Origin of the sequence: Cohnella yongneupensis (assembly GCF_042655785.1) — a bacterium.
Taxonomy (GTDB): Bacteria; Bacillota; Bacilli; order Paenibacillales; family Paenibacillaceae; genus Cohnella; species Cohnella yongneupensis.
Genome location: NZ_JBHSNC010000001.1, coordinates 27,841 through 52,499, shown reverse-complemented (window position 1 = coordinate 52,499; position 24,659 = coordinate 27,841). Strand labels below are relative to the sequence as shown.

Annotated in this window: 25 protein-coding genes and 2 pseudogenes; 26 read left to right on the top strand and 1 reads right to left on the bottom strand. The window is 50.4% G+C overall.

Going from position 1 to position 24,659, the window contains the following annotated elements; translation table 11 throughout:
- Nucleotides 1-84: 84 nt before the first annotated feature.
- The 4 genes from ACFPQ4_RS00270 to ACFPQ4_RS00255 all read left to right on the top strand — a co-directional run bounded on the left by ACFPQ4_RS00270 (nucleotide 85) and on the right by ACFPQ4_RS00255 (nucleotide 7,434).
- Complete coding sequence (locus ACFPQ4_RS00270; protein WP_378109705.1) at nucleotides 85-531, top strand: ATP-binding protein; 447 nt, start codon at nucleotides 85-87, stop codon at nucleotides 529-531.
- Entirely contained in the window at nucleotides 476-751 is a 276-nt protein-coding gene (locus ACFPQ4_RS00265) for an ATP-binding protein (protein ID WP_378109704.1), read from the top strand. The genes ACFPQ4_RS00270 and ACFPQ4_RS00265 overlap by 56 nt, the downstream gene beginning before the upstream one ends.
- A 1,234-nt stretch (nucleotides 752-1,985) precedes the next feature.
- Nucleotides 1,986-3,941, top strand: a complete 1,956-nt coding sequence (locus ACFPQ4_RS00260) for a DUF4077 domain-containing protein (protein WP_378109703.1) — start codon at nucleotides 1,986-1,988, stop codon at nucleotides 3,939-3,941.
- Nucleotides 3,942-4,422: 481 nt separating this feature from the next.
- The gene (locus tag ACFPQ4_RS00255) at nucleotides 4,423-7,434 is read left to right on the top strand and encodes an efflux RND transporter permease subunit (protein WP_378109702.1); all 3,012 of its coding nucleotides are present in this window, start codon (nucleotides 4,423-4,425) and stop codon (nucleotides 7,432-7,434) included.
- Nucleotides 7,435-7,478: 44 nt separating this feature from the next.
- Here the strand turns inward: ACFPQ4_RS00255 and tnpA are convergent.
- Nucleotides 7,479-7,757, bottom strand: a pseudogene (gene tnpA, locus ACFPQ4_RS24770) (IS66 family insertion sequence element accessory protein TnpA); the annotation flags it as partial.
- A gap of 565 nt (nucleotides 7,758-8,322) precedes the next feature.
- Between tnpA and ACFPQ4_RS00250 the strand changes: the two are divergent.
- From ACFPQ4_RS00250 to ACFPQ4_RS00145, 22 genes and pseudogenes are all read left to right on the top strand, one after another.
- The gene (locus tag ACFPQ4_RS00250; RefSeq protein WP_378109701.1) at nucleotides 8,323-8,895 is read left to right on the top strand and encodes a hypothetical protein; all 573 of its coding nucleotides are present in this window, start codon (nucleotides 8,323-8,325) and stop codon (nucleotides 8,893-8,895) included.
- A 78-nt stretch (nucleotides 8,896-8,973) separates the two neighbouring features.
- Nucleotides 8,974-10,025 (top strand): annotated as a pseudogene (locus ACFPQ4_RS00245) (IS1595 family transposase).
- Between the two features lie 42 nt (nucleotides 10,026-10,067).
- On the top strand, nucleotides 10,068-10,535 hold the full coding sequence (locus tag ACFPQ4_RS00240) for a VOC family protein (RefSeq protein ID WP_378109700.1): 468 nt from the start codon (nucleotides 10,068-10,070) through the stop codon (nucleotides 10,533-10,535).
- A gap of 95 nt (nucleotides 10,536-10,630) precedes the next feature.
- Nucleotides 10,631-10,843, top strand: a complete 213-nt coding sequence (locus ACFPQ4_RS00235) for a hypothetical protein (protein WP_378109699.1) — start codon at nucleotides 10,631-10,633, stop codon at nucleotides 10,841-10,843.
- Nucleotides 10,844-10,902: 59 nt separating this feature from the next.
- Nucleotides 10,903-11,124, top strand: a complete 222-nt coding sequence (locus ACFPQ4_RS00230; RefSeq protein ID WP_378109698.1) for a hypothetical protein — start codon at nucleotides 10,903-10,905, stop codon at nucleotides 11,122-11,124.
- A gap of 176 nt (nucleotides 11,125-11,300) precedes the next feature.
- Entirely contained in the window at nucleotides 11,301-11,726 is a 426-nt protein-coding gene (locus tag ACFPQ4_RS00225; RefSeq protein WP_378109697.1) for a MerR family transcriptional regulator, read from the top strand.
- Nucleotides 11,713-12,090 (top strand): carboxymuconolactone decarboxylase family protein, encoded by a 378-nt coding sequence (locus tag ACFPQ4_RS00220; protein ID WP_378109696.1) that lies wholly within the window; start codon nucleotides 11,713-11,715, stop codon nucleotides 12,088-12,090. The genes ACFPQ4_RS00225 and ACFPQ4_RS00220 overlap by 14 nt, the downstream gene beginning before the upstream one ends.
- Before the next feature lie 18 nt (nucleotides 12,091-12,108).
- Complete coding sequence (locus tag ACFPQ4_RS00215) at nucleotides 12,109-12,822, top strand: metal-dependent hydrolase (RefSeq protein ID WP_378109695.1); 714 nt, start codon at nucleotides 12,109-12,111, stop codon at nucleotides 12,820-12,822.
- Nucleotides 12,823-12,922: 100 nt separating this feature from the next.
- Nucleotides 12,923-13,126 carry a DUF1272 domain-containing protein gene (locus tag ACFPQ4_RS00210; RefSeq protein ID WP_378109693.1) on the top strand — a complete coding sequence of 68 codons (204 nt, stop codon included), beginning with the start codon at nucleotides 12,923-12,925 and terminating at the stop codon, nucleotides 13,124-13,126.
- An 801-nt stretch (nucleotides 13,127-13,927) separates the two neighbouring features.
- Nucleotides 13,928-14,578: an ethanolamine utilization microcompartment protein EutL gene (eutL, locus tag ACFPQ4_RS00205; RefSeq protein ID WP_378109692.1), complete on the top strand. Its 651-nt coding sequence runs from the start codon at nucleotides 13,928-13,930 to the stop codon at nucleotides 14,576-14,578.
- A 22-nt stretch (nucleotides 14,579-14,600) separates the two neighbouring features.
- Nucleotides 14,601-15,137, top strand: coding sequence for a BMC domain-containing protein (locus ACFPQ4_RS00200; RefSeq protein WP_378109691.1), 537 nt, complete (start codon nucleotides 14,601-14,603; stop codon nucleotides 15,135-15,137).
- A complete protein-coding gene (locus ACFPQ4_RS00195) occupies nucleotides 15,134-16,642 on the top strand; it encodes an acetaldehyde dehydrogenase (acetylating) (protein ID WP_378109690.1) in 1,509 nt (502 codons plus the stop codon). The genes ACFPQ4_RS00200 and ACFPQ4_RS00195 overlap by 4 nt, the downstream gene beginning before the upstream one ends.
- A 25-nt stretch (nucleotides 16,643-16,667) precedes the next feature.
- Nucleotides 16,668-16,955: an ethanolamine utilization microcompartment protein EutM gene (gene eutM / locus ACFPQ4_RS00190; protein WP_378109688.1), complete on the top strand. Its 288-nt coding sequence runs from the start codon at nucleotides 16,668-16,670 to the stop codon at nucleotides 16,953-16,955.
- Nucleotides 16,956-16,963: 8 nt separating this feature from the next.
- Nucleotides 16,964-17,728, top strand: coding sequence for a phosphate propanoyltransferase (gene pduL, locus ACFPQ4_RS00185; protein WP_378109687.1), 765 nt, complete (start codon nucleotides 16,964-16,966; stop codon nucleotides 17,726-17,728).
- A 14-nt stretch (nucleotides 17,729-17,742) separates the two neighbouring features.
- The gene (locus ACFPQ4_RS00180; RefSeq protein ID WP_378109686.1) at nucleotides 17,743-18,567 is read left to right on the top strand and encodes a hypothetical protein; all 825 of its coding nucleotides are present in this window, start codon (nucleotides 17,743-17,745) and stop codon (nucleotides 18,565-18,567) included.
- Between the two features lie 8 nt (nucleotides 18,568-18,575).
- Nucleotides 18,576-18,860 carry a EutN/CcmL family microcompartment protein gene (locus ACFPQ4_RS00175; RefSeq protein WP_378109685.1) on the top strand — a complete coding sequence of 95 codons (285 nt, stop codon included), beginning with the start codon at nucleotides 18,576-18,578 and terminating at the stop codon, nucleotides 18,858-18,860.
- A gap of 4 nt (nucleotides 18,861-18,864) precedes the next feature.
- Nucleotides 18,865-19,206: a BMC domain-containing protein gene (locus ACFPQ4_RS00170; protein WP_378109684.1), complete on the top strand. Its 342-nt coding sequence runs from the start codon at nucleotides 18,865-18,867 to the stop codon at nucleotides 19,204-19,206.
- Between the two features lie 3 nt (nucleotides 19,207-19,209).
- Nucleotides 19,210-19,668, top strand: coding sequence for a EutP/PduV family microcompartment system protein (locus ACFPQ4_RS00165; protein ID WP_378109683.1), 459 nt, complete (start codon nucleotides 19,210-19,212; stop codon nucleotides 19,666-19,668).
- A gap of 80 nt (nucleotides 19,669-19,748) precedes the next feature.
- Nucleotides 19,749-21,200: a sensor histidine kinase gene (locus ACFPQ4_RS00160; protein ID WP_378109682.1), complete on the top strand. Its 1,452-nt coding sequence runs from the start codon at nucleotides 19,749-19,751 to the stop codon at nucleotides 21,198-21,200.
- Nucleotides 21,197-21,796, top strand: a complete 600-nt coding sequence (locus tag ACFPQ4_RS00155) for an ANTAR domain-containing response regulator (protein ID WP_378109680.1) — start codon at nucleotides 21,197-21,199, stop codon at nucleotides 21,794-21,796. Before ACFPQ4_RS00160 ends, ACFPQ4_RS00155 begins: the two co-directional genes overlap by 4 nt.
- Nucleotides 21,793-23,292, top strand: coding sequence for an ethanolamine ammonia-lyase reactivating factor EutA (locus ACFPQ4_RS00150; RefSeq protein WP_378109679.1), 1,500 nt, complete (start codon nucleotides 21,793-21,795; stop codon nucleotides 23,290-23,292). The genes ACFPQ4_RS00155 and ACFPQ4_RS00150 overlap by 4 nt, the downstream gene beginning before the upstream one ends.
- Nucleotides 23,289-24,650 (top strand): ethanolamine ammonia-lyase subunit EutB, encoded by a 1,362-nt coding sequence (locus ACFPQ4_RS00145; RefSeq protein WP_378109678.1) that lies wholly within the window; start codon nucleotides 23,289-23,291, stop codon nucleotides 24,648-24,650. The genes ACFPQ4_RS00150 and ACFPQ4_RS00145 overlap by 4 nt, the downstream gene beginning before the upstream one ends.
- The last annotated feature ends 9 nt before the right edge of the window (nucleotides 24,651-24,659 follow it).

The following is a 24,659-nucleotide window of genomic DNA, read 5'->3' as shown; positions in this document are numbered from 1 at the left end:
AATCTAGCAACTCCGCTACCCTATTCGTAGAAGATGAACAAGGGCAGCGGAGGATGGGGAGATACTGAAAGGAGGTGCACGGCCATGAGCGTGATCCGTGAGCGAGAAGCACTGCGAGCTGAGATTTCGGCGTTCTGCAAGAAGCTGGTTCTCAGCCAACGTGCCGTACTGCTTTGCGAAAGCGAAGCGACGCCGAAGCAAGAGGAGTTTTTGCACCGCGTATTAACCGAGGAGTTGGAGAACCGCGAACGCAGCCGCCGCGCCAGATTGCTGAGCCGTGCCGTATTCCCAGTATACAAAACGCTAGAGGGTTACGAGCGTCATGGCGTCAAGTTCCAAAGCTCCCTGCAATGGAGCGATCTGACGGAAGGCACGTTTATTGAAGGGCGGCGTAATTTGGTACTCTACGGCCCTGTCGGAACCGGCAAGACCCAGCTGACGATTGCCGCCGGTTTGCCGCGCTTGCGAGCTTGGCATGACGGTAAAGTTCTATACAGTCGCGGTGCTCGTGATGCGTTTGGGCGAAGCTAAACGAGCTGGCACACTCGAGCGACTGCTTGGCGAGATCCAGCGAAAGCAGTTGCTAATTCTGAATGAATGGGGATACATCCCGGTCGATAAAGAAGGCTCGCAATTATTGTTTCGTGTTATTGCCGACAGTTACGAGAGCCGTAGTCTGATTATTACGACGAATCTGGAATTCTCCAAATGCGGATCCGTGTTACTGATGACCAGATGGCCGCCGCGATGATTGACCGCCTGGCGCATAATGGACACTTGCTGGTCTTTGAAGGCGAAAGCTATCTTCATGTCGCAAACCAAATCAAGTAAATTCTTGTCCGATACTCAAGCATGTTCATGTCGCTTGTCAGGTGACAAGAACATAGTCCGATTGATGTCCGCGTAAATCGCGGCCATTTTTTATTGTGACAGCAATTAAGACTTCAAAAGTAAGCGAGTTGGAACTTCCAGAAAAACTTTGGAATGTCATTCAAGCTTCTGGTCCATGGTTTACGATCAAAGAATAACATCATTATCGAAAAATACTGCTTCTACCACTAGCCCCGCGCGCCAGTAATCGCGCGAGGCAATATGTCGCGACCTCTAGACAAACAATTAAAACTACTTGCTCGTATGTGTGGAACCCTTGATGAAAATATCATGAGTGTGTATGGACAATACACCATTTATCTTAATTCATTTTTAAATGCTGCAATCGAACCTATTAAAGAAGATGATGAAATAGATTGAAGGAATGACTTATTTATTGTCGAATTTAGAAGTTGGGCATTAAGAACTGCTCCTATGGGAAATTAGGAACGAGAAACTAAATGAAAGACTGGGGTATGGTCGTGTTCAATAATGTTCGAGTCGAAAGTGTTGAGAAGATTACTGATACAGATCCTGACTTGTATTTGAGGCGGGCTGAATACCTCTTGAAACAAGGGGAAGCGGCAGAGGCATTAAGGAATTGTGACCAAGCTATTCACTACTGTTCCGCACCTAAATAAACACATTATGCCATTCAAAAAATTCGAATTCTAAGCGCGCTTCATAAAATGAATGCCGTGCGATCGTTGGAAGAGGGCGCCGTGTAAATGGACTCGAGCCATTTTATCCGATCTCTTGTACCTTCAAACGTCTCTCCAGTGCTTTTCAACAAGATGTCGCGGGTATCCGGACACAAACTCGTCAATCCGCTGCCCGTATACCTCCGCTATCAACGTCTTCTCCCGGCCAAAGGTAGAAGAGGGCTCATATGAAGTCATTATCGAAGGGCCAACCGATCATCTGATTGTTCCGATAAGGTGAGGAGAACAGCTTTGGAGCAAAAAAGTCCTAGAGGGAGTGCCACTTGAAAGTATGGGTCTTCATCAGCTATCTAACTCGTTAAAGAAGCAAACCTTTAAATTTGGCAGTGATCGTGAAAATGAGTAATTGTTTTCAGTAATCAAAATAAGAATAAAAACGGGGTTGCGTATACAATGATTCAATGGTTAATTCGTCATTGCTTTACTAATTTGGAGCTGGAATCTCAAAAAAACCGGCTTCTTTTGTTTATGCTTGTCCCGCTCTTTTTGTTTGCTGAATTGGACATAACCATGAATATTCCTTTTACGGATCCAATCAATCTGCAATTTTTGTTCTATTATCTGATTCTTTTTGGCGGCAGCTTCGCTTTCATCTTTATTCCCGCGGCTGAGAAAGCCTATAAATATATCGTTATAAGCGGAATGTTGCTTTTCTCCATGTATGAGCTTTGGCTCTTTCAAGACTACCCGGTCATCTATCAAATCATGTATATTAATTTGGGATTGGCACTCATTTATTTGAACGGTTATTTGATTATGTATACCGGTATTGCGACAGCCGCCCTTACCGCAGTAGGATTCATATTCTGGCAGAATGTCTTTTTTCCCAATATCGATGAGAATTTGATTAATGTACCGATTATTCTGATCCTGCAGATGACGGTCGTTTTGTGGGGAGTCACCAAGATAGGCGTCCGCTTCAAGGATTATATTGACCATAACCAGACAATGAAGCAGCTGCTGCAGGAAAATGAACAACAATTACAGCTCATTCACGAGAAAAATAAATCGCTTGCGGAATATGCCAAGCAAATTGAGCATTTCGCGGTATTGGAAGAACGCAACCGACTGGCTCGGGAGCTGCATGATACGATGGGCCACACATTGACGTCCATGATTGCCGGCCTGGAGCTGATGAAGCATACCAAGGATCCGCAAGATGAGAAGGGGATCAACAAAATAGATTCCTTACTGCATACGGCCCGAGATGGACTAGAAGAGGTACGCAATCATGTGCGAATCGTATCCAAAACGGAGCCTGATGAAGAGCTTTCAGTGTCCATTCGACGGCTGGCTTCCGAGTTTGCCGAGAATGCCGGTATCGATGTGCAGTTTCAGATTGAAGGCAAGCCGCAGGAGCTGTCGCCGCAGCATCGGCTAACACTGCTTCGCTGCACCCAAGAAACGCTGACGAATGCCCTTCGCCATGGAAAGGCAGATCGTATAAGAATCCGGCTGCGATATGAAGCAGATGAAGTCCTGTTAGATATTGAGAATAATGGTGAAAGCACCGATACGATTGTTTATGGGTTCGGACTGCAGGCGATGCAGACTCGAATTAAGGAGCTGAACGGGACAATGTATGTCTCTCCGGGATTGGAGCGCGGGATAACGGTCATGTGCCGGGTGCCATTAAAGACGCTGGTAACCGAAGCGAGCATACGTGTCCTACTGGTGGAAGATCAGGAGCTGATTGCGGAAAGCTTTCATATTTTACTCGATATGGAGCCGGGTTTACAGGTGATAGGCATCGCTAAGAACGGTCAGGAAGCGCTTGAACGGTGCGAAGAAGATTTACCAGATGTCATTCTAATGGATATTCATATGCCCATCATGAAAGGAACGGAAGCGACGCGAATCATCAAGGAGCGATGGCCGCAGGTTAAGATTGTCATACTAACGACCTTTCAGGATGTTGAAAATGCGGCGGAAGCGATTTCGTATGGGGCTGAAGGTTATCTGCTCAAAAGCGTGCAACCCAAGCATTTGGCCGAAACAATGCGGATTGTGTATGCTGGGGGTACGTTAATCTCCATGGAAACGGCCAAGTTGCTTGTTAATGAACGGAAGACAGCAGTACCGACTATGGATTCTGTTCACTTGCAGGCGATAGAGGTTCCCAGCGAGATAACCGATAAACACTATGATGCTTCGACTGATAATTTAAGCGATAGGGAAATTGAAATTCTCCGCTACCTAGCGGAAGGGTTGAAATATAAAGAAATCGCTACAAGGATGCATTATTCGGAAGGTACCGTCAAAAACTATGTTTCGGTCATCTATACCAAATTGAGTGTGGAGAACCGCATGCAGGCCGTGAAAAAAGCACAGGAATCTAAAGCAATCTAATAGAAATCTAATACCCATCTAATACCCATCCCTCTCCCAATTGCGTCATTAGCCGATTATAGGCAAATGGCGCTTTTCTGTATTTACAAAACTTTAACTGAAAGTCATTGACGTTCGTCACTAGGCTGATCGGCATGGATTCTTTATTGTGACATTGAGAACAAGGACGAGTATGGGGAAGAGGAGGTATGGAGATGTTCCGGGCTAGACGTTTGGCAGCTATATTGATGATTGTCTTAGGGAGTACATGGTTTATTTACTCGCTGATTCTGAAGTACACTCACCTTACAAATCCTTATTTTATTTGGGTGTTCGGGGCAGTTGTGATGGGCATTCTTTGGCGGAAAGTTCCCAAATAGAGCGGGAAATGACGAAGGTCATCTCGATCTAATGACTAATCGCACTATAGTTAAACGCCATTTATTAGATACAATCTGAATCATAACTTACAATAATGTGATTAGAAGGGGAACAAAAACAAATGACTTGGTTAACCAAATGGTCGTTCACGAACAAAGCCGCGGTTGGATTACTAATCGTCATGGCGCTCGTTATCGGAGGGATTAGCTACACATCGCTACCGATGGAATTCATGCCGGCGGCGGATCAACCGCAGATCACGGTTACTGCGCTTGGGCCTGGACAGGATACTCATGCCATGGAGACGAGTGTCACCAAACCCATCGAGGAAGCGGTAGGTCTTGTTAAAGGGAAGAAAGAAATGTTCTCCACCTCGGGTGATGGGTACATGAAAGTGGAGTTGTACTTTGATGGTAAAACGAATATGAAGGAAGCCACGCAAGAGGTGCAGAAGGCGATTGACCAGCTGCAATTCCCGCAGGGGGTAATGAAGCCATTCATCCTGCAATTAAATACTTCGATGATTCCGGTATCCGAGGTCACGATCTCTTTCAAAGACGGACTTACCGAGAAAAATATCGAAATCGCGGAAAAAGATATCATCAAGGAAATGCAAAAGCTAAAGGGCGTAGCAAATGTCGGATTGTACGGCAAAACTTCACCGACGGTAATGATAAAAGCGGATCCCGATAAGCTTGCGGCCAAAGGCATTCCAGCTCAGGTATTGATGGGCGTGCTTCAAGGCCATAACGTTTCGGCTTCGATCGGCGAACAATCCATCGATAAGCAGATCGGTAACGTTAATATTAGCTCGAAGATCGACAGTATCGATACGTTGAAGAAGCTTCCATTGGCGCAAGGCATAACCTTGCAAGACGTCGCCACAGTGGAGCAGAAGCAAGATCAAGAAAGCATCAGCCGTTCCAACGGGAAGGACGTCTTGTTCGCGATCGTGACCAAGGAGTCCGATGCCAATGCGGTCAAAGTCGGTAAAGAAGTGAAAGATGCCGTTGAGCGGTTGAATAAAACGATTAATAATGTAGATATCAACGTGGTATTCAGCACATCGGATATGGTGGTGACTTCGGTCAACAGCATGATGCGGGAAGTATTGTTGGGTGCGTTATTCGCGACAATCGTTATTCTGTTATTCCTGCGGAATTTGCGAGCGACGCTGGTTACGATTATTTCCATTCCGTTATCGTTAGCAGTTACCTTGTACCTGTTGAAATTATCGGGCATCACCTTAAACATAGTCACGCTGGGCGGTGTTGCCGTAGCCGTCGGACGACTGGTCGACGATAGTATCGTCGTCATTGAAAATATATACCGCAGGCTGCAAAAAGAACCGTTCTCCCGCGAGATGGTCATCAGTGCGACCAAAGAAGTGTCCAGAGCGATTACGTCTTCAACGGTGAGTACCGTAGCGGTATTCTTGCCGATGGGTCTATTGCGTGGCGGATTGCAGGCATTCTTGCTTCCTTTCGCGCTTACGGTTACCTATTCCTTGATCACTTCGCTTATCGTAGCCTTAACCGTCGTTCCGGTACTTAGCTCTTGGCTGCTACGTAACACGCAGATGAAAGAACACGAACCCTCCAAGCGGTTTTCCCGTTTCTTGAATTGGAACTTGAGTCGCAAATGGGTGACGCTACCTGTTGTTTTAATCATCTTCGTCGGCTCGATTGTCGCTTATGTCTCACTGCCCAAGGCTGCGCTTGATGCATCCGATGCAGGTTATGTTGCGGTTCAGTTGAAATATCCGAACGATATGTCGGTTGATGAAGTCCTTAATAAAGGAAAACAGCTTGAACAAGATCTCATGAAGCAACCGCAAGCGGCAAGAGTGCTCATGCAGTCCGGTAACAGCGCAGACGGCGCGAAGTGGGGGAATGTTTCTTCCGCGACGCAGATTGATTACACGGTTGAAATGAAGAAAGACGTTAATGCCCAAGAGTTTATCGATCATGTTCTGGCGCAAAAAGAAAACTATTCGGGCGCCACGATGACCGCTAATAAAACAAGTATCTTCGGAGGAAGCTCCGCTACGGAATACGTCGATATCGTTGGTGAAGACGTAACTGCCCTTCGCACGGTTGTGGAAGAAGTGACAGCCAAGGTGAAAACGGTAGACGGTATTCAAAAGGTAAGCAGCAACATGGATGACACCAAGCCGGTATTTGCCTTCCAAGTGGATCCGACTTTAGCGAATGCCCAAGAAATTACCGCACAGCTAAGTATGATGCTTAACCCTATGCCGATTGGCGAAATGGAATTAGACGGCGCCAAAGCCAGCGTAGTGTTGGATTCCTTGGTGCAGCCGAAATCGGAGCAGGATTTGACCGGAATGACGGTTATGACTTCAAAAGGCGCACTCCCGATCTCTTCCGTGGCCAAATTCGAAATTCGCCGCGAACCGACCATGCTCTATCATAAAGAAGGAAAAACGTATGTGCGCGTGACGGCAGAGGTTGATCCGAAGAAGGTTTCGACGATCGGTGCAAATATTAAGAAAGAAACGGATAAAATTAAGCTACCTACCGGCGTGGAGTTATTCGCGGGCGGAGCGTCCGCTAGCCAGGGAGATGATTTTGCCGACCTTGGTTTGACTGCGCTGATCTCCATCGGGTTAGTGTACTTGATCATGGTGCTTACCTTCAAAACGCTTCGTGCGCCACTAGCTATCATGTTCTCCTTGCCATTAGCTGCAATCGGCGCGGTGCTCGGGCTTATTATTTCCGGTATTCATCCTGATTTCACCGCCATGTTCGGTGCTCTGATGTTGATCGGTATCGTCGTAACGAATGCGATCGTACTTGTCGACCGCATCAGACAAAACGAAGAACGCATGTCTATTCGTGAAGCCATCATTGAAGCTGCGGCTACCCGGATGCGTCCGATTATCATGACCGCGATTGCCACGATCTGTGCCATGCTGCCTTTAGTTTTCGCGCATTCGGAGCAAGGTAACATCGTATCGAAAAGTTTGGCTATCGTGGTTATCGGCGGTCTAACTGCTGCTACCATTCTAACTCTAATTGTAATCCCTGCGATATATGAGCTATTTTTCTTCCGCAAGTCAGCTAAGCAACGCAAGCAGAATGTGCAGCGTGATAATACCCAGGCCGCATAATAATAACTAGATAGTCATCAATCATAAGGAGGTTAATAATCATGTCACGTACAATTGAATTTACCGAATATAGGCTCGTACTTCATCTTACTGGCCTGACTGCAGTCGCAGCATTGAAAAGGATGTCGTAGTGCCATCCGCTCGGGTCGTTTCTTGATTAGAGATCTGTTGAGTGGCGTGAAGCGGATAGGGACGGATACAGCATCTGAGGTGGGAGCGTTCTTAAGCCTGCGGAGCCAGTACTTGAGTTGCTCGATGCTGAGCCCATTGGCGCTGCACCATGCAGCCGTGGTTTGATTACTGGCTCTGTTGTCTGCGATTCTCGCAGCCCATTCTTAGCGGCGTTTTTCTTTGCTAGTCATATGGCAACTCCTGTATTTTCGGTTGCCCTCATCTTCTCACATGTCTACTAGAGCTTGAAGGTATCTAAGATTTGACGCTTACGTTCAAACGCTTCTTGCTTGTCGGACAAGTGCCCTCGAATTTGCTTTTCAACGCCTGAGATAGCGTCTTCCAGGAAGTGAAGATGTTCCCAGGAAAGTCGAATCATCGCACGATGGTGTCCACGAAGTCGGCTGTAGAGCGATTGAAGTAGTTTCGGTGACTTGTGTTTTAAAGAGCCATTCATTTGAGATTCAAGGAAGCTCATAGTGATCACTTCACCATCAACAATCAACTGAAGAAGCTATCTTCGATGAGTCCGCAACGGAGAAGTTTAGCGATCCATTCTGCATCCTTCATGTCGCTCGAATACAATAAAGGCGATTTACAGGAATAAAAACCGAGTCAAGGAAGCCTTATTTAAGCTTTACGATAGAACACTTTAAGCTCTACAATTTAAATCGAAAAAATTAGGCTACTAAAGGCAAATCAATCGGGAGCTGTAAAATGAAAACTACATTGTTGGAACGTCTAGGCGTATTATCATGTGTCGTATCGGGGGTACTGCTTTTTCTTGCGCATGTACTCAACCTTGGGGCAAGTAGCGGTCCAGGGACAGTATTGGGGCAGACTTTAGTTTTATCCGCTCATTTACTACTTGTCTTTGCATTCTTTTGGTTGTACGCGGCGTACGGAAGTCAAATCGGGTTACTCGGAGTGTTAGGCATGATTTCAGGCATTGTGGGTACCATTCTTGTTACGGTAATTGTTTTTGTGGAAGTTGCAAGTGCATCCGGAAAGCAAGTAGACGCGGTTTTCGAGACGAGTATAACCAGGAACCTACATACCTTTGGTCCATTGCTATTTGTACTCGGAATGATCCTCTTCGGGCTCTCATTTCTTCGGCTAAAGGCATTTCCGCGTGGTGGTGGTTTACTTTTGATCGTGGGAACAATGGTCTTTGCGAGCGGGGGGTTAGCAGGTGATGCAGAAGCTTTTATCTCTACGCTCGGTGCAGCCTTTACGGGCGCTGGCTTTGTTTGGTTGGGAATGAGTTCATTAAAAAATAGGCTATGTTAAATCTCAATGTTGACATTTGATAAATGGGAACTAACGTTCTACAATAGGGTTATATCATTGTTCGGAGGTGGTGTGCCCATGGATTTAAAGGAATTGAAGAAGCTTGCTGAAACGTTGGACGATAATAGTAAGCGAGAGCTTATCTACTTCTTGCAGTCCCGAACCAAGGGCATGTCGGCTCAAGTTCGAGCAATTGATGAAATCCAAGAGCAGAAGCACAAAGATGGGCTTGTTTGTCCACATTGCACAGTCCATGCTGTCGTACGGTTTGGAAAATATACTGTTCAAACACGTACTGAAATGGTAAAACGGCAGCGTTACCGTTGTAAATCCTGTTTACAGACGTTTAACGACCTCACAAACACCCCACTTCAGCGCACACGTAGACCTCATCTGTGGGTTCGTTTCATTGAATTCATGATTGAGGGTTATTCACTGCGGAAATGTGCTGAGGAGCTGCTTGGTGAAGTTACACATGTCACATTGTTTTATTGGCGGCATAAGATTCTTGCTGCCTTGAAACAGATTCCAACTGAAGCGTTCCAAGGTATCGTCGAAATGGACGAAACTTATTTCCTGTTCTCTGAAAAAGGCAAGCGGAGCATCGCTGAACGCAAGCCAAGAAAACGCGGCGGAAAATCCAAATATCGTGGCATCAGCAACGACCAGGTTTGCGTTCTCGTAGCCCGTGACCGTCAGAAGATGACCTACTCTGGCGTTCTTGGACGTGGGCGTATTAAGACAACGAAGTTGGATGAAGCGATTGGTGGACATCTATCCGACTCGAACGTGCTTTGCACGGATTCGTGGAGGGCATTCAGCTCTTATGCGAACTCAAAAGAAAAGGTTTGGCTCATTACCGATTCAAATCCGATGGAAAACAGCGCGTTAAGGGCGTTTACCATATCCAAACCGTAAACAGCTACCACAGCCGCTTGAAGAAATGGATAGACCGCTTCAATGGTGTTGCAACCAAATATCTACAACATTATTTGGCTTGGTTCCGTTATATAGATAGCAAGGAATATGAGAATACGGCTTCGAATAAGAAGAATATGTTGGTCAAATCGTGCCTGTTTACTGTGAACAACACGAATAAAAAGCTTCGGCTGTCTGCATATTCTTGTTAAGGGACGAGCAGGAGGAAAATTAATACCAAAGGTGTGTGTGAAATGATAAAAGGATTATATGAGGCACATTTACCAGTGAGAAATTTAGAAGCTTCGATAGAATTTTATAAACAATTGGGTTTGGGTTTTGCTTGGCGTAATGATGACACTGCTTTCTTTTGGATAGAAGAAGGAAAAAGTTGGTTAGGTTTATGGCAAGGAGATGAATATCAGACCCCTTACCATCCTTCATTACGACACATTGCTTTTAGAGTAACTTATGAGGATTTGAAAAAATCTTTAAAATGGTTGGAAACAATTCAAGTTGTAGCTGTACCGTTTGGCAGAAGAACATCTGTTGAACCATTTATTCGTCCGAATCAAGGTAACGCTTCAGTTTATTTTAATGACCCAGATGGTAATAGTTTGGAATTAATGTGTTTTGTTCAGGTTCCAGATGACTTAAGGAGAATTACTGATAAGTTGTCTTTTGAGGAATGGGAAAAACTTATGGATAGTTATTTGAAATGAGATTAGAACCGCCTTCCTAGAAAAGGTGGTTCATTTTTTTAACCCATCCATAATCAACATTAAAATTAAACATAGCCAAAAAATAAGGAGACCTAATGAAAACATGGACGAAACATGAAGACCCTACTAATAAGCACGGAGCCACATTTAACTTGGGAGATAGAAATGTCGAGTTGCCACCAGGTGCCGTGATTTCTGTAACAAGAGGAGAACTTTTCAATATTCCACGATTGATGATAAACAGAGTGTTAAATCAATTCATTATGAAAGCAATGACCAAAAATGGAGACCTACTATATGCTGATTGACTGGTCAAATGCAGGGAGGCATTGGTCAAACGACGACAGTCTGGAAAGATGGCAAACGTATGAATAAATTCAGGACTAAAGGCTTCCACAATATTACACGAAGATTTTTTAGCTGGGTTTTTTATAGTGGAAAAGTACAGTCCTATTTTTTAACGCGGGAGCTTGAGGGGTATCTACCTCCTGCTGAGGAAATCACTACTCAAGTAAAAACTTACGGTCGACATTTTGATGGGGCTAAAATGGTCAAGAAAGCGGATTTCAAAGAAGAAAAGCTAAGATGACTAATAAATTCTAACATTATTGGAATTTTTTATAGATTTTGTATTTTATGAACGTTCGGCCTTCGGAATAATTTCGTCTTCTCCTTATGCTATTTTTCTTAAAATGGACTTGACTTAAAGTTGAATCTAAGGTGTAAGATGTACCCAGTCGACAATAGAAGGAGCTCCGAATAATTATGAATATCAAAGAAGCAGCGGAGAAAACCGGGATATCTGCACATACCCTTAGATTTTATGAAAAAAGTGGCTTATTCCCAAAGATAAAGAGATCCAAAAGCGGAATTCGTGAATTTACAGACACTGACATTAGTTTTTTAATGTTCTTGACTGTACTAAAAAAAACGGGTATGTCTTTGGACGATATCGCAGACTTCACGAAAGATGGATGTATTCTCGAAAGAATAGAGTCGGGAGAAATGCCGAAGGCACCGTTAAAAGACCGACTTCGCATCTTAAAGAATCATCGGAACCACATAGTGGAGCAACAGCGTGAAATTGAGTTATTGCTTCATTCCGTTAATAAAAAAATCTCATTTTACGAGCATTACATGGAGTCTAAAGATGAAATCGCGGAGGAGAGTGAACAAAATGTGCAAGAATAGGTATGAAGTCGGCTTAGATATTATGAATAAGGTAGTTGGGGAATTGGGCAGTCATACGCGTGAGTCTTTGAAGGAGATTGCCCCCGAATTCGAAGAAATGTTAGTAGAATTTCCGTTTGGGGACATTTATAGCCGTCCAGGATTAGATCTAAAGTCACGTGAAATCGCAACTGTTGCAGCATTAACCGCTCTGGGAAACGCTACTCCTCAACTGAAGGTTCATATTAACGGCGCACTAAATGTAGGGTGTACTAAAAAAGAAATAGTAGAGATAATGATGCAAATGGGAGTTTATGCTGGGTTCCCGGCAGCACTCAATGGTCTAACTACTGCAAGGGAAGTTTTTAATGCAAGAAATTTATAAGCTAAGGGGACGGTTAGTATGACAATCCAGAGCATCTCTTTTACATGGATTGGATTCGGTGGATTTTATATAAAAACGTCGACAGGTAGGGAGATTTTAATCGATCCATGGGTTAAGAACAATCCAGTTTGCCCTGAATTTGTAAGAAACATTGAAAAAGTTGACTTCATCTTTTTAACACATGCGCACCGTGATCACGCTGAGGATGCGGTGTGGCTTGCCCAGAAGACCGGAGCAGTAATATTGGCTGGTTGGGAACTGGCCTTTATTCTGCAGAGGCGAGGGGTTCAAAATGTAGTTGCGATAAATAAAGGAGGAACTAGAAAATTCGGAGATATTACAGTTACAGCGGTACATGCGGATCATTCTTCTTCCTTCATTGACGGAGATCAGCTACTTTATGGCGGAGAAGCAATGGGTTATATTATTAAATTCGAGAATGGAAGAACAATTTATCATGCTGGGGACACCAACGTATTTGGTGATATGGCTTTAATTGCCGAACTCTATGAGCCTGAGATCGCTTTAATACCAATTGGCGATGCTTATACAATGTCTCCTCGTGAAGCTGCCAAAGCTGTACGGCTTTTGAACGTAAAGAAAGTAATACCGACGCACTTTGGAGTGCTAGATTTTTTAACTGGTAGACCTAGCGAACTTTTAAGTTTACTATCCGATATACATGATCTTATTGTGCATGATATTATGCCGGGCGATACCATTTGTTATTAATTGTAATTGAAGATGTTGGCATCATTGAAGTTGTAGACGAGTGTTATCTGGTTACTGATGTACAAAATAACAAAGTAGTAGTAAAGGGGAGGAATTATTAATGGCTTTAGAAATGAGAGGTAACTGTGAAAACTGTACAAAAGAACTTCATAAAAATTCGGTAGCTTATATTTGTACACATGAATGTACATTTTGTCATGAATGTGCGGAAAGTACGAATTATGTATGTCCTAATTGTCGAGGAGAACTTGTGAAGAGGCCTATAAGTAGGGAATCGTCAAGTTGTCCGATAAATTCGCAATGATCAAATCGATCGATTTCCCCGACTTCAGCCAGAATTGTTGCTGCAATTCTGGTGCCAATACCAATATCTGTCGGAAGTCAAAACATAGTCCCATAAATGTCGCGTAAATCGTGGCTTTTTATTTTTATGGGATCAAGTTCTTGTCATTGGCCGATGTCAAGAACTTGATCCCGTTCCCGTTTTAAGACAAGAACATTGTCCCATTTGTGACAGAGTGGGGGGTGAGATCCATCGCTTTTTTTCATCTCTGAACAATAAGGCGGGAATGTGGAGGTAGTATAGTTCGAATTTATGGGGAAGTGGGCTTAATAAACAAAAACACGAAGCTGCCGTAATCCAAATGGAGTATTCTTGCGATACAATAGAGCTATGTGTTGGAAATAGAAAAGCTTTACGTGAAGGAGGAATCGGCTAATATGTCCCGTGTCTCGACTGCAAAACACTATTGGACTATCGTATTCGGAGAGGGCAGCGTCGATGAAGCCTCAGTTTCCGCATGCTCGAATTCATTGACGAGCGATTATTTTCTCGTGTAGCCCTCCATCGAGGCATTGTCTATACAATTTTGCCTCGGCGTGACATGCTGATTTGCGCGGCAACTTAGGGAAGCTCTAGCGCGAAAAAATCGTCTTGTCAGAATCCCGATTCTTGCCTTACAATATAACTGAATATTCACAAAAAAAGAATAGATCAGGCAATGGCGCCTGCGGTTCAAGAACGGATCGTCGAAATCCGTGCTTTGGACCTTGGCGTTTTTTTGCGTTGTTTGCGTTCCATCTCATCGAAAAAGAGGTGAAGCCCGTGAATCGACGACCGGTACGCGCAAAAGCGCTTGCCGTGAGGATTATCCCTAACGTGGACGAAGCGTTGTCGAAGCAATTGAAGCTGAAACCGGGCATCCGCAGCTTGGGTTTGTTCACTTCAACGATCGATGACGTCGGGTACACCGCGGCTGACGAAGCGACCAAAAAGGCAGCGGTCGAAGTCGTATACGCTCGCTCGTTCTACGCCGGCTCCGGCCATGCGTCGGGTCCGCTGTCTGGCGAATTCATCGCGATGATCGGCGGGGAGACGCCGGCGGAAGTCCGAAGCGGACTTGATGCGGCGCTCGCGCTCATGGAGAGCGGCGCTTGCTTCTATTCGCTCAATGAAGAAGGAACGCATGCCTATTACGCTCAGGTCATCTCCCGGACGGGCTCGTATTTGTCTCAAGTGGCTGGCATCCCCGAGGGGGAGCCGCTTGCTTATTTGATCGCCCCGCCGCTCGAGGCGATCGTCGGTTTGGATGCGGCGCTGAAGGCCGCGGACGTGCGGTTGTGTCAATTTTACGGACCGCCGACGGAGACGAACTTCGCGGGTGGACTCCTTACCGGGAGCCAATCCGCGTGCAGCGCGGCAGCCGAAGCTTTCGCCGCGGCAGTCAGCGAAGTCGCGGCGGTGCCTAAGAAATGAAGAGGGAACGAGGTGAACGAAAATGGAAAGCGCAATGCATACGCAAGCGCTCGGTATGATCGAAACATGGGGCGTTCCCGCATTGATTGCCGCAGCCGATGCGGCGGCCAAAACCGCGGACGTGAGAATCGCGACCTACGAAAAAGCGGATGCGGGTATCGTCACGATTTATGTGCTCGGCGACGTCGCTTCGGTCAAAACGGCGGTGGATGCCGGAAGTGAAGCCGCGAAAAGAGTGGGTAAGCTGCTCGCCTCGCACGTCATTCCGAGACCGGACGCCTCTCTTTACGCGATGATGAAAAGCTGGCTTCCGCGCGAGGAAGCTGCGGCAACGGAGATTGCACCTGCCACTTCGTCGCAAGCTGAATCGCCCGACGCAACACGTATACTTGCACCGGCCGATTGGAGCAAGCTGTCAGTCAAACAATTGCGAGAACGCGCAATGGCGCTGCTACCCGACTTCCCGCTTACTATGGAACAAATCGGAAGCGCTCCGAAAGCCCAATTAGCGATGCTGCTCGCGAAGCTTGCGGATGAAGGGGGCGGCCGAGCACCATGAAGCTAGACGAGGACTTGCAGGCGATCCAAGAAGTTCGCGATGCGCTTGTGGAGGCGAAAGCTGCCCAGAAGTTGCTCGAGGCGATGCCGCAACAGCAAATCGACGACATTGTCCGGCGAATGGCGCAAGCGGCCGAAGCGGACGCCGCGCGGCTGGGAGCCCTCGCGACGGAGGAAACGGGTTTCGGCAAGCCGCTCGACAAAAAGGCCAAAAACCTGTTCGTCGCAAGGGACGTCCACGAAGCGATCAAAGACATGAAGACAGTCGGCATCATCCGTCGGGACGAGGCAAAGCAAGTGTGGGAAGTCGCGCAGCCGATGGGAGTCGTCGCCGCGATCATCCCCTCTACGAATCCGACTTCAACGGTGCTGTTCAAATGTTTGATCGCGCTAAAATCACGCAATGCGATCGTCATCAGTCCCCATCCTTCCGCGATCAGATGTTCCATTCAGGCTGCGGACGTTATGCGCAGAGCGGCCGAACAGGCTGGCGCTCCGGCAGGAGTCATTCGTTGTTTATCCTCGCCCTCGATGGAAGCGACGGGTGAACTCATGCGGCACAAATTGACCGACGTCATTCTCGCCACGGGCGGCACCGGTATGGTCAAAGCGGCTTACAGCTCGGGCAAGCCCGCGTACGGAGTCGGTCCCGGCAACGTGCCGGTATACATTCACCGAAGCGCGAATCTCGCTCAAGCTGCGCGATGGATCGTCCAAAGTAAATCATTCGACTACGGGACGATCTGCGCTTCTGAACAAGCATTAGTAGTGGACCAAGAAGTGAAAGCGCAATTGCAACGCGAATTGACCAAACAAGGCGCCTTCTTCCTGAACGAAGATCAGAAGAGACGCATCGCCGGTATTATCGCTACGGGCAAAGGGCTGAACCCGCAAATCGTCGGCAAGTCGCCGCAAGCGATCGCCGCGCTAGCCGGAATCGAGGTGCCGGCCGACGCTGCCGTTCTCGTCGCGGAGGAATCGGAAGTCGGTCTCGCCTTCCCCTGGTCGATCGAGAAGCTCAGTCCACTGCTTGCGCTTTACACGGTGAACGATTGGCGGGAAGGTTGTCGCAAGTGCATCGAGCTGCTGGAACTTGGCGGTTTGGGACACACGCTGGGCATTCATTGCGAGGACACGGCCGTGATCGAGGCGTTCGGTCTCGAAAAACCCGCTTCGCGAATCGTCGTCAATTCGGGCACGACCTTCGGGGGCATCGGCGCGACGACGGGCATTTTGCCGTCGATGACGCTCGGCTGCGGCTCGTTCGGCAACAACATAACGTCCGATAACATCGGTCCGATGCATTTGCTCAATATCAAGCGAGTCGCTTTCGGAATCCGGGAAATGCCGCCTTCGGAAACACCGAAGTCTGAAGCGACGGCGAACGTCGCAAGCCTTGCGGAGCGAGCGGCTCAAAGCATTGGCGGACTCGAAAAACTCGGCATTAACCGTGAAGAGGTTGCGAGGATCGTTCAAAGCGTGCTGGCGGAAATGCAAGTCCGGTAGACACCAAATTTGAGGAGGAGTTCCTATGGCAGGAGAAATGAGTGCGCTTGGCATGGTGGAAACGAAAGGCTTGGTCGGTTCGATCGAAGCAGCGGACGCGATGGTTAAGGCGGCGAACGTGAAGCTGATCGGAAAAGTGCATGTCGGCGGGGGGCTTGTGACGGTTATGGTCCGGGGAGACGTAGGCGCGGTAAAAGCGGCGACGGACGCTGGTGCGGCGGCCGCCTCCAAAATCGGCGAACTCGTATCCGTTCACGTGATTCCGCGTCCGCATTCGGATATCGAGTATATTTTGCCTAAGCTCGAAGGCTGAGCGCGGTCGTGGCGCTGATCACGGAGACGAGCCTGAGGGCGATGCTCCGCGCGGGAATTCCCGATCCTTTTCTGATTCGGGAAGGGGATAAGCTGACGCCGGCCGCCGCGGATTTCCTGAAGGACAGGGGGATCGCTTTAAGGCGTATCGATCAAGATGCCGACAAAGAAGACCCGCGGTTTCCCCTTATCCCCGTCGGAGTGTCCAATCGGCACGTTCATTTGTCGCCACAGCATGTCGAAGCACTCTTCGGCGCGGGCGTACGGCTTACCTCCATGCGCGAGCTCTCGCAAAAAGGGCAATTCGCCGCGCGGGAAACAGTCGCTCTGATCGGTCTGAAAGGGAGCTTGGCGAACGTGAGAGTTCTCGGTCCCGCGCGCGGCAAAACGCAAGTCGAGATTTCCCGGACGGACGGTTTCGCGCTCGGCATCCATCCTCCCGTTCGCCTGTCCGGCGATATTGAGGGGACTCCGGGAATCGAGCTCATCGGGCCATCAGGCGCGATACAACTGCAAGAAGGACTTATCCTAGCTCGCAATCACGTGCATCTGTCGCCTGAGGAGGCGCACAAGCTTCACGTCTCGTCAGGCGACCGCCTGATGCTGCAGGCGGAAGGCGATCGGCCAATGATTTTTGCAGATGCTGTCGCTAGGATCGCGCCAAACTTTTCGCTCGATTTTCACATCGACTTGGATGAAGCGAACGCGGCTCGGCTCGACACCGGCAGCTTCGTTCGTCTGATCGGCATAAATGGTAAGCTTACGGGTGCGTAGGAGGGGGTGAAAAGTTGGACGCAGACATGAAACCGGTAATCGAGACGATCGTTAAGGAATTATTGGAGCGGATTAAGCGAGAATCGGCCAAACCTCGGAAAGTACTGTACATCTTTTGCGACAGCACGGCACACGAGGCGTATACGGATCATTTCATTACGCTCAAGAACGCCGGCATTTGCCATGACATCCTATTCCTCGACGGGGAAACGTCCTCTTGGCTTGGCATGCACAAGCTCGAGTGCGGCGGACCCGGACGGATCATCGCTTCCGACGAATTCGCCCCGGCTCCGCTTGAGGTCCCGCACGAATATGACGGCATCGTCATCCCGGAGATCGACCTCGACAACGCGGCGCGGATTGCGCTGGGGATGAAAGGGACGATCAAATCCGAAATCGCGTTCGCGGCGCTGGCCACCGGCAAATTCGTGCTAGTCGGAGATGAAAGCAGTGGTCTTAAAAGAGCGGACCGCAGGACGCTCCGAACGATATCTCTCCCGCAGCCCTACCGTAATTTATTCGATTACTATAAACAGGAACTCCGCATGTACGGCGTCGCGTTCGGACCTCAAAGGAGCTTGGCGCAAATGGCGATTGAGAGATGCGGGATCAAGCCCGATTCGCCGCACGTGATTACGGAGCCGATCCAACCCGACAACACCGGCAACATGTTAACCTTCGAAGGCAAGCTCGTCTCCGCGGACTGGCTGACCGGGCATTTGCGCAAACCGCACACATACTCGAAATTGACTGTGCCGAATGGAACGCTGTTGTCCCCTCTTGCGAGAGACATTTTGAAAGAAAACCAAATCGAACTTGAGATAACCGGCAAGGGGTGAAGCTTCTCATGTTCCTGGGCAAAGTGATCGGAAGCGTATGGGCGACGCAAAAAGAAGAAGGCATGGACAACTTGAAGCTGATGGTCGTACAGCCTACCGACTTCCAGGACCGCGACGCAGGAGCGACAGTTATCGCGGCGGACCGAATCGGGGCGGGCGTGGGCGACAAAGTGATCGTGTCCAGAGGCAGTCCCGCGAGAATGTTGTTCGAGGGCCTGAAGGTGCCCATCGACGCGATGATCGTCGGAATCGTCGACAGCTACGAAGTCGCCAGCCCGGACGAGGGGGAATAGCCGCATGGAGCCGCCAAAGCAACGGGTCATCCAAGAATACGTTCCCGGCAAGCAGTTGACGCTATGCCATGTGATCGCGAATCCGGACCCCATGCTCTACTCTAAGCTCGGCATCGAGGAACGCCAGGCGATAGGCATTCTGACGCTCACGCCGACCGAGACGGCGATCATCGCGGCGGATGTGGCGACGAAAGCGGCGAATGTCGGAATCGGATATTTGGACCGGTTTACGGGCTCCCTCGTCATCACTGGCGAAGTGTCCGCGGTGGAAATGGCGATGTCGGCGGTGAATGCTTTTCTCGAAGAAAAGCTTCAATTCTCGATCGCGGCCGTCACGAGGTCTTGACCGATGCGCAGGATCATGGTGATCGGCGCGGTCGGTTCGGGCAAATCGACATTAATCTTGGCACTTCTGAACGATAAGCTTCCCGCCTCCAAAACGCAAAGCTTGCATTTTCTCGACTGGCTCATCGACACGCCGGGCGAATATACGGAAAACCCGTTGTTCTACCGTTCCCTCATGGCGACCTCCCACCAAGCCTCGGCCGTCCTGCTCGTACAGGACGCAACGCAGGGCCGATGCACATTCCCGCCACTGTTCGCCGGCGGTTTTCCGGTACCCTGCATCGGCGCGATTACCAAATTGGATCATCCCGGAGCGGAGCCGGATCGGGCGGAATCCCTGCTCCGACAAGCATTGCCTCAAGGGGCCATCGTTCGCGTATCCGCGATCGCCGGCATAGGCATCCAGGGACTTAGAGAGCAATTGAAGAAGCATGCCAAGGCACCGCCGCCCGCCGAAAATTAAATTAATTTTCGTCCGTTAAATACCGCCCAAAGCCTGGAATCTTTATGACACAATAGGCTTTATAGAGGGGGGACGTGCCAATGGAGTCCATTCGCGAGCTTTGCGGGCGTCGTGCCGCGTTGAACGAGAAAGATACCGCAACGATCGAGGAGCTTGCGCGAGGCTTGCAGCTCATCGCGGACCTGTCGCAGTCCGACGTCTTCATCGACTGTCCGCTGGCCGATCCGGGTACCGCATTAGTCGTCGCTCAGGCGCATCCTTCCACGGCGCAGTCGCTCTATAAAACATCGGTCGTCGGCCAGCTAGCATACGCGCACAACGAACCGGCGGTCATGTATTGCCTTCTGTCCGGTCAGCCGGTTACCGGCTCCAGGGGCATTTCGCAAGAGCAAGTCGCGATGCAGCAGAACGTCGTCCCGATCCGCGGCACGAACAACCGCGTCATCGGAGCCCTCATTCAGGAGCAGGACATTTCCGAGAAAGTGCGGCAAGAGCGGGACGTGGAGCGTCTCAAGGAAACGAACGAACAGCTCAGCGAGACGTTGCTCTCGGTCGCGCTGTCCGAGGGCAGCATGCAATCGCTTATGCACGAGGGGATCGTCCTTTTCGACGAAGAGGAACGGGTGACGTACTTGAATCCCCGGGCGAAGGCGATGCTCGCGGCTATCGGGCATCCCGATGCGAAGGAAGGCTGCGCCGGCGGACAGTGGTTTTATGAATCGATTTCCTGGCGAGCGGTATTCGGACAAACCGGCGTCATTACGAAGGAGCTTCAGTTCGGCAAAATCGTTTACGAGCTGAAGGCCCTATCCATTTACAGAGGGCTGCGGATCGTTGGCGGATTGATGCTCATTCGCGACATCTCGGAGCTGAAAGACAAAGAAAAGCAGCTGCATATCCAGTCAGCGGTCATTAAGGAAATCCATCATCGGGTCAAAAACAATTTGCAAACCGTTACGAGCCTGCTGCGGCTGCAAATGCGCCGGACGCAGCACGATGAAGTCGGCCAAGTGTTCCGCGACAGCATCAACCGGATCCAAAGCATTGCCGTCGTGCACGAAATGCTCGCCTATGAGGGCATCGAGGCCGTGCCGTTCCGCGAAGTCGCGGAACGGATCGCGCGTAACGTCGTCTCGTCGATGACGGACTCCGGTTGCTCGATTCATACGCGGATAGAGGGGGCGGAGCTGCTCCTTCCCTCGGAAACGACGGTGTCGCTGGCGCTCGTCGTGAACGAGCTCGTGCAGAACTGCGTCAATCACGCTTTCGCGGGAATGGCGGATGGGGAAATCGGCATTACGTATCAGTATGGCGGACGCATGTTCAGCTTGCAGGTGGCGGACAACGGCCGCGGAATGGCTGAGGAAACGCTCGAAAACAACGGCGGAAGGCTAGGACTAAGGCTCATCCGTACGCTTGTGGAGGAGCATCTGGACGGCGTTTTCGTGTTGCAATCGAGCGATCGGGGGACGGAAGCATGCATCGTTTTTCCGTCCTGCTTGATTCCATCGGAGGGAGTGAGCGCGCAATGAACGGAACCGTCGTCATCGCGGATGACGATCCGATTATCCGGATGGACATTCGCGAAATGCTCGAAGCCGAAGGCTATCAAGTGGCCGGCGAAGCCAAAAACGGCGAGGAAGCAGTGGAGCTCGCGGCCCGGCTTAAGCCCGATTTGATTATCATGGATATGAAAATGCCGATTATGAACGGAATTAAGGCGACGCGTCTCATCCAAAGGCTGCAGGATACGGCCGTGTTGCTGCTGACCGCCTACAGCCAGAAGGATATGGTCCAGGAGGCGCGAGAAGCCGGCGTCACCGCTTTTTTGGTCAAGCCGATTACGGAGCGGAACCTGTTGCCGGCGGTGGAAATCGCCCTCGGACAGAAGGCGAGGCTATACGGGCTTAAGCAAGAGATAGACCGGTTGAAGCAAACAGCCAAGGAGCGCAAAACGATCGAGAAAGCGAAAGGCATCCTCATGGCCTCCCTGCAGTTGAACGAAGAGGATGCCTATCGGACTCTGCGCGATGTCAGTATGGAGAGCCGGCTGCCCATGAACAAGCTGGCGGAGCAAATCGCGGAAGGCGGCGCGGAGCGGTTGGCCGGATTCGCGCGGGGAGGTTGAGCCGGGGCTTGGAGCGGGCGGAGTGGCTGACGAGCGCGGGTATCGACATCGGTACGAGCACGACGAAGCTAATCGTCAGCCGCTTGAAGCTCGCCAGAACGTCCGGCGCCCTCAGCTTGCCCCGGTACGGCATAGCTGCAAGGGAACTGCTGTATGCGAGCCCGATCTATTCGACGCCGTTGCTAGGCGAGGACGAGATCGACGTTCCGCGCATCGAGTCCATCCTCTCCAAGGAGTTCGCCAAAGCGGGCATTCGCAAACAGGATTTGAAGTCCGGAGCGATCATCATTACCGGAGAAACGGCAACGAAAGCGAATGCGAGCCGAATGATTCACCTGCTCGCGGAGCAAGCCGGCGATTTCGTCGTGGCGACGGCCGGGGCGGATTTGGAAGGGATGCTGGCGGGCAAAGGGGCCGGCGCAGACGAGCGATCCTTAGCGGTAAAAGGCGCCGTGGCCAATATCGATGTCGGCGGTGGGACGGCAAACGTCGCGATTTTCCATCGCGGAAAACCGGTCGGTACGGTGACTTACCGCGTAGGAGGAAGCCTCATTCGGCTCGATCCAACCGGCAGGATTTCGGCAATTTCTCCCTCGCTGATGCCATGGCTTCAAGCTTCCCGGTATCGGCTGAAGCAAGAGGATACGATTTCTTTCGCGGAGTGCGAAGCGTTGTGTAAATCACTCGCCTGCGCAATGATAGATGATTTGATAGGAATAGGAGTCGCTGAAAACGATGAACGCACCCGAGCGCTCTTGCTAGGCAAGCCATTACAAAAGGCGATCCCCATTGAAGAGTGGATGGTTTCGGGAGGCATCGGTAGCCTGATGGAGATGAAGCATCCCGCGAATATGGCGGAAACCGCGGCTTACGGGGACATCGGACCGCTGCTGGCTCATTCTCTCAAACGAGTTTTTATCGAACGGGGCCTTCGGCTCGTGCCCGCGGTCCAAACGGTACGGGCAACGGTCATCGGCGCGGGCATGCAAAGCTCGGAAATCAGCGGGGCGACCGTATGGCTGGAATCCTCACTGCTTCCGCTTCGAAATTTGCCCGTGTTGAAGCTAGCAGCGACTGCCGGCATGCTGGAGTCGCCCGTTCGGTTAGCGGAGACATTGGAGGAAACGATGCGGCTCGGTGCGGGTCTATACGGAAGCGATGCCTCTCCGCCGTTCGCGCTTGCCATGTCAGGGATCTCGGATATCTCTTACGCAGCCATGCAGTCATTCGCAGATGCATTTTGTTCGTCGTATACGCGATTTTTTCCGAAAAATGGGGCTGCTGTCGTCATCTGCGACGGGGACGTCGCGCAGGCGATGGGCCAGGCTTTGCGCAAACGTACGGGAGGCCGCCCGAAAGTCATGTGCATCGATCAAATCCGCGTAGAGCACGGCGACTATATCGATTTGGGAGAGCCGATCTCCGGCATGATGATACCGGTCGTGGTGAAGACGCTCGCCTGGCCTGGCCGAACGGAGGGGAATGGAAGCGGATGAAGATGAGTGCCACGGTTCTTGGCCGTACTTATCGATACCGGGATTTGAAGGAAGTGTTCGCCAAGGCGAACGAGGAGAAATCCGGTGACCAGCTCGCGGGCATCGCCGCCGAAGACGCCAAAGAGCGGATGGCCGCCAAGCTCGTGCTGGCCGATTTGACGCTAGCCGACATTCGGAACGAACCGCTGCTGCCGCCGGATAAAGACGAAGTGTCGCGGGTCATCGAGGAGTCGGTCAGCGAGCCGATCTTCGCGGAAATCCGCAATTGGACGGTCGCGGAGCTAAGGGAGCATTTGCTTCGACCGGAAACCGGGGGAGACCGCATCCGCCGTTTGTCCCGCGGACTCACCAGCGAGATGGTCGCAGCGGTTACGAAGCTGATGGGCAATCTCGATCTGGTGCAGGCGGCGTCGAAAATCGAAGTGACGTCCCACTGCAACATCACGATCGGGCAAAAGGGAGTGCTCTCCGGGCGAGCCCAGCCGAACCATCCTACGGACAGTATCCCAGGGATAAAGGCAGCGTTATATGAAGCGCTGAGCTACGGAATCGGCGATGCGGTCATCGGCATTAACCCGGTCATCGACTCCGCCGACAGCGTCAAAAACATGTTAGTCGCGACCAAGGAAGTAATGGCCCGTTGGGATATTCCAACGCAAAACTGCGTCCTCGCGCATATCAAGACGCAGATGCGGGCGATCCGCCAGGGAGCGCCGGCGGATCTCGTGTTCCAAAGCTTGGCGGGCACGGAAGCGGGCAACCGGGCTTTCGGCATCGACGTCGCTTTGCTGGACGAAGCCGACGATCTCGTGAGGCGCGAGGGTACGGGAACGGGGCCGAACTTATGGTACTTCGAGACCGGGCAAGGCTCGGAATTGTCCGCGGAGGCGCATCACGGCATCGATCAAGTGACCTTGGAATCGCGGTGCTACGGATTGGCGCGCAAATACAAGCCTTTCATCGTGAATACGGTCGTCGGCTTCATCGGACCGGAGTATTTGTACGATAGCAAGCAGGTCATCCGCGCCGGGCTAGAGGACCATTTCATGGGCAAGCTGCAGCAGCTGCCGATGGGCGTCGACGTCTGCTACACGAACCATATGAAGGCGGACCAGAACGATATGGACAATTTGGCCGTCCTTCTAGGCGCCGCAGGCGTCAATTATTTGATCGGCGTCGCCATGGCTGACGATTGCATGCTGAACTATCAATCGACGAGCTTTCACGATATTGCGACATTGCGCGAAACGATGCGCTTGCGGCCGGCGCCTGCCTTCGAAGCGTGGCTGACGCGCATGGGCATTATGGAGAACGGCCGACTGACGCCGATAGCGGGCGATCCGACGATATTCATGTGAGGGAGGCCT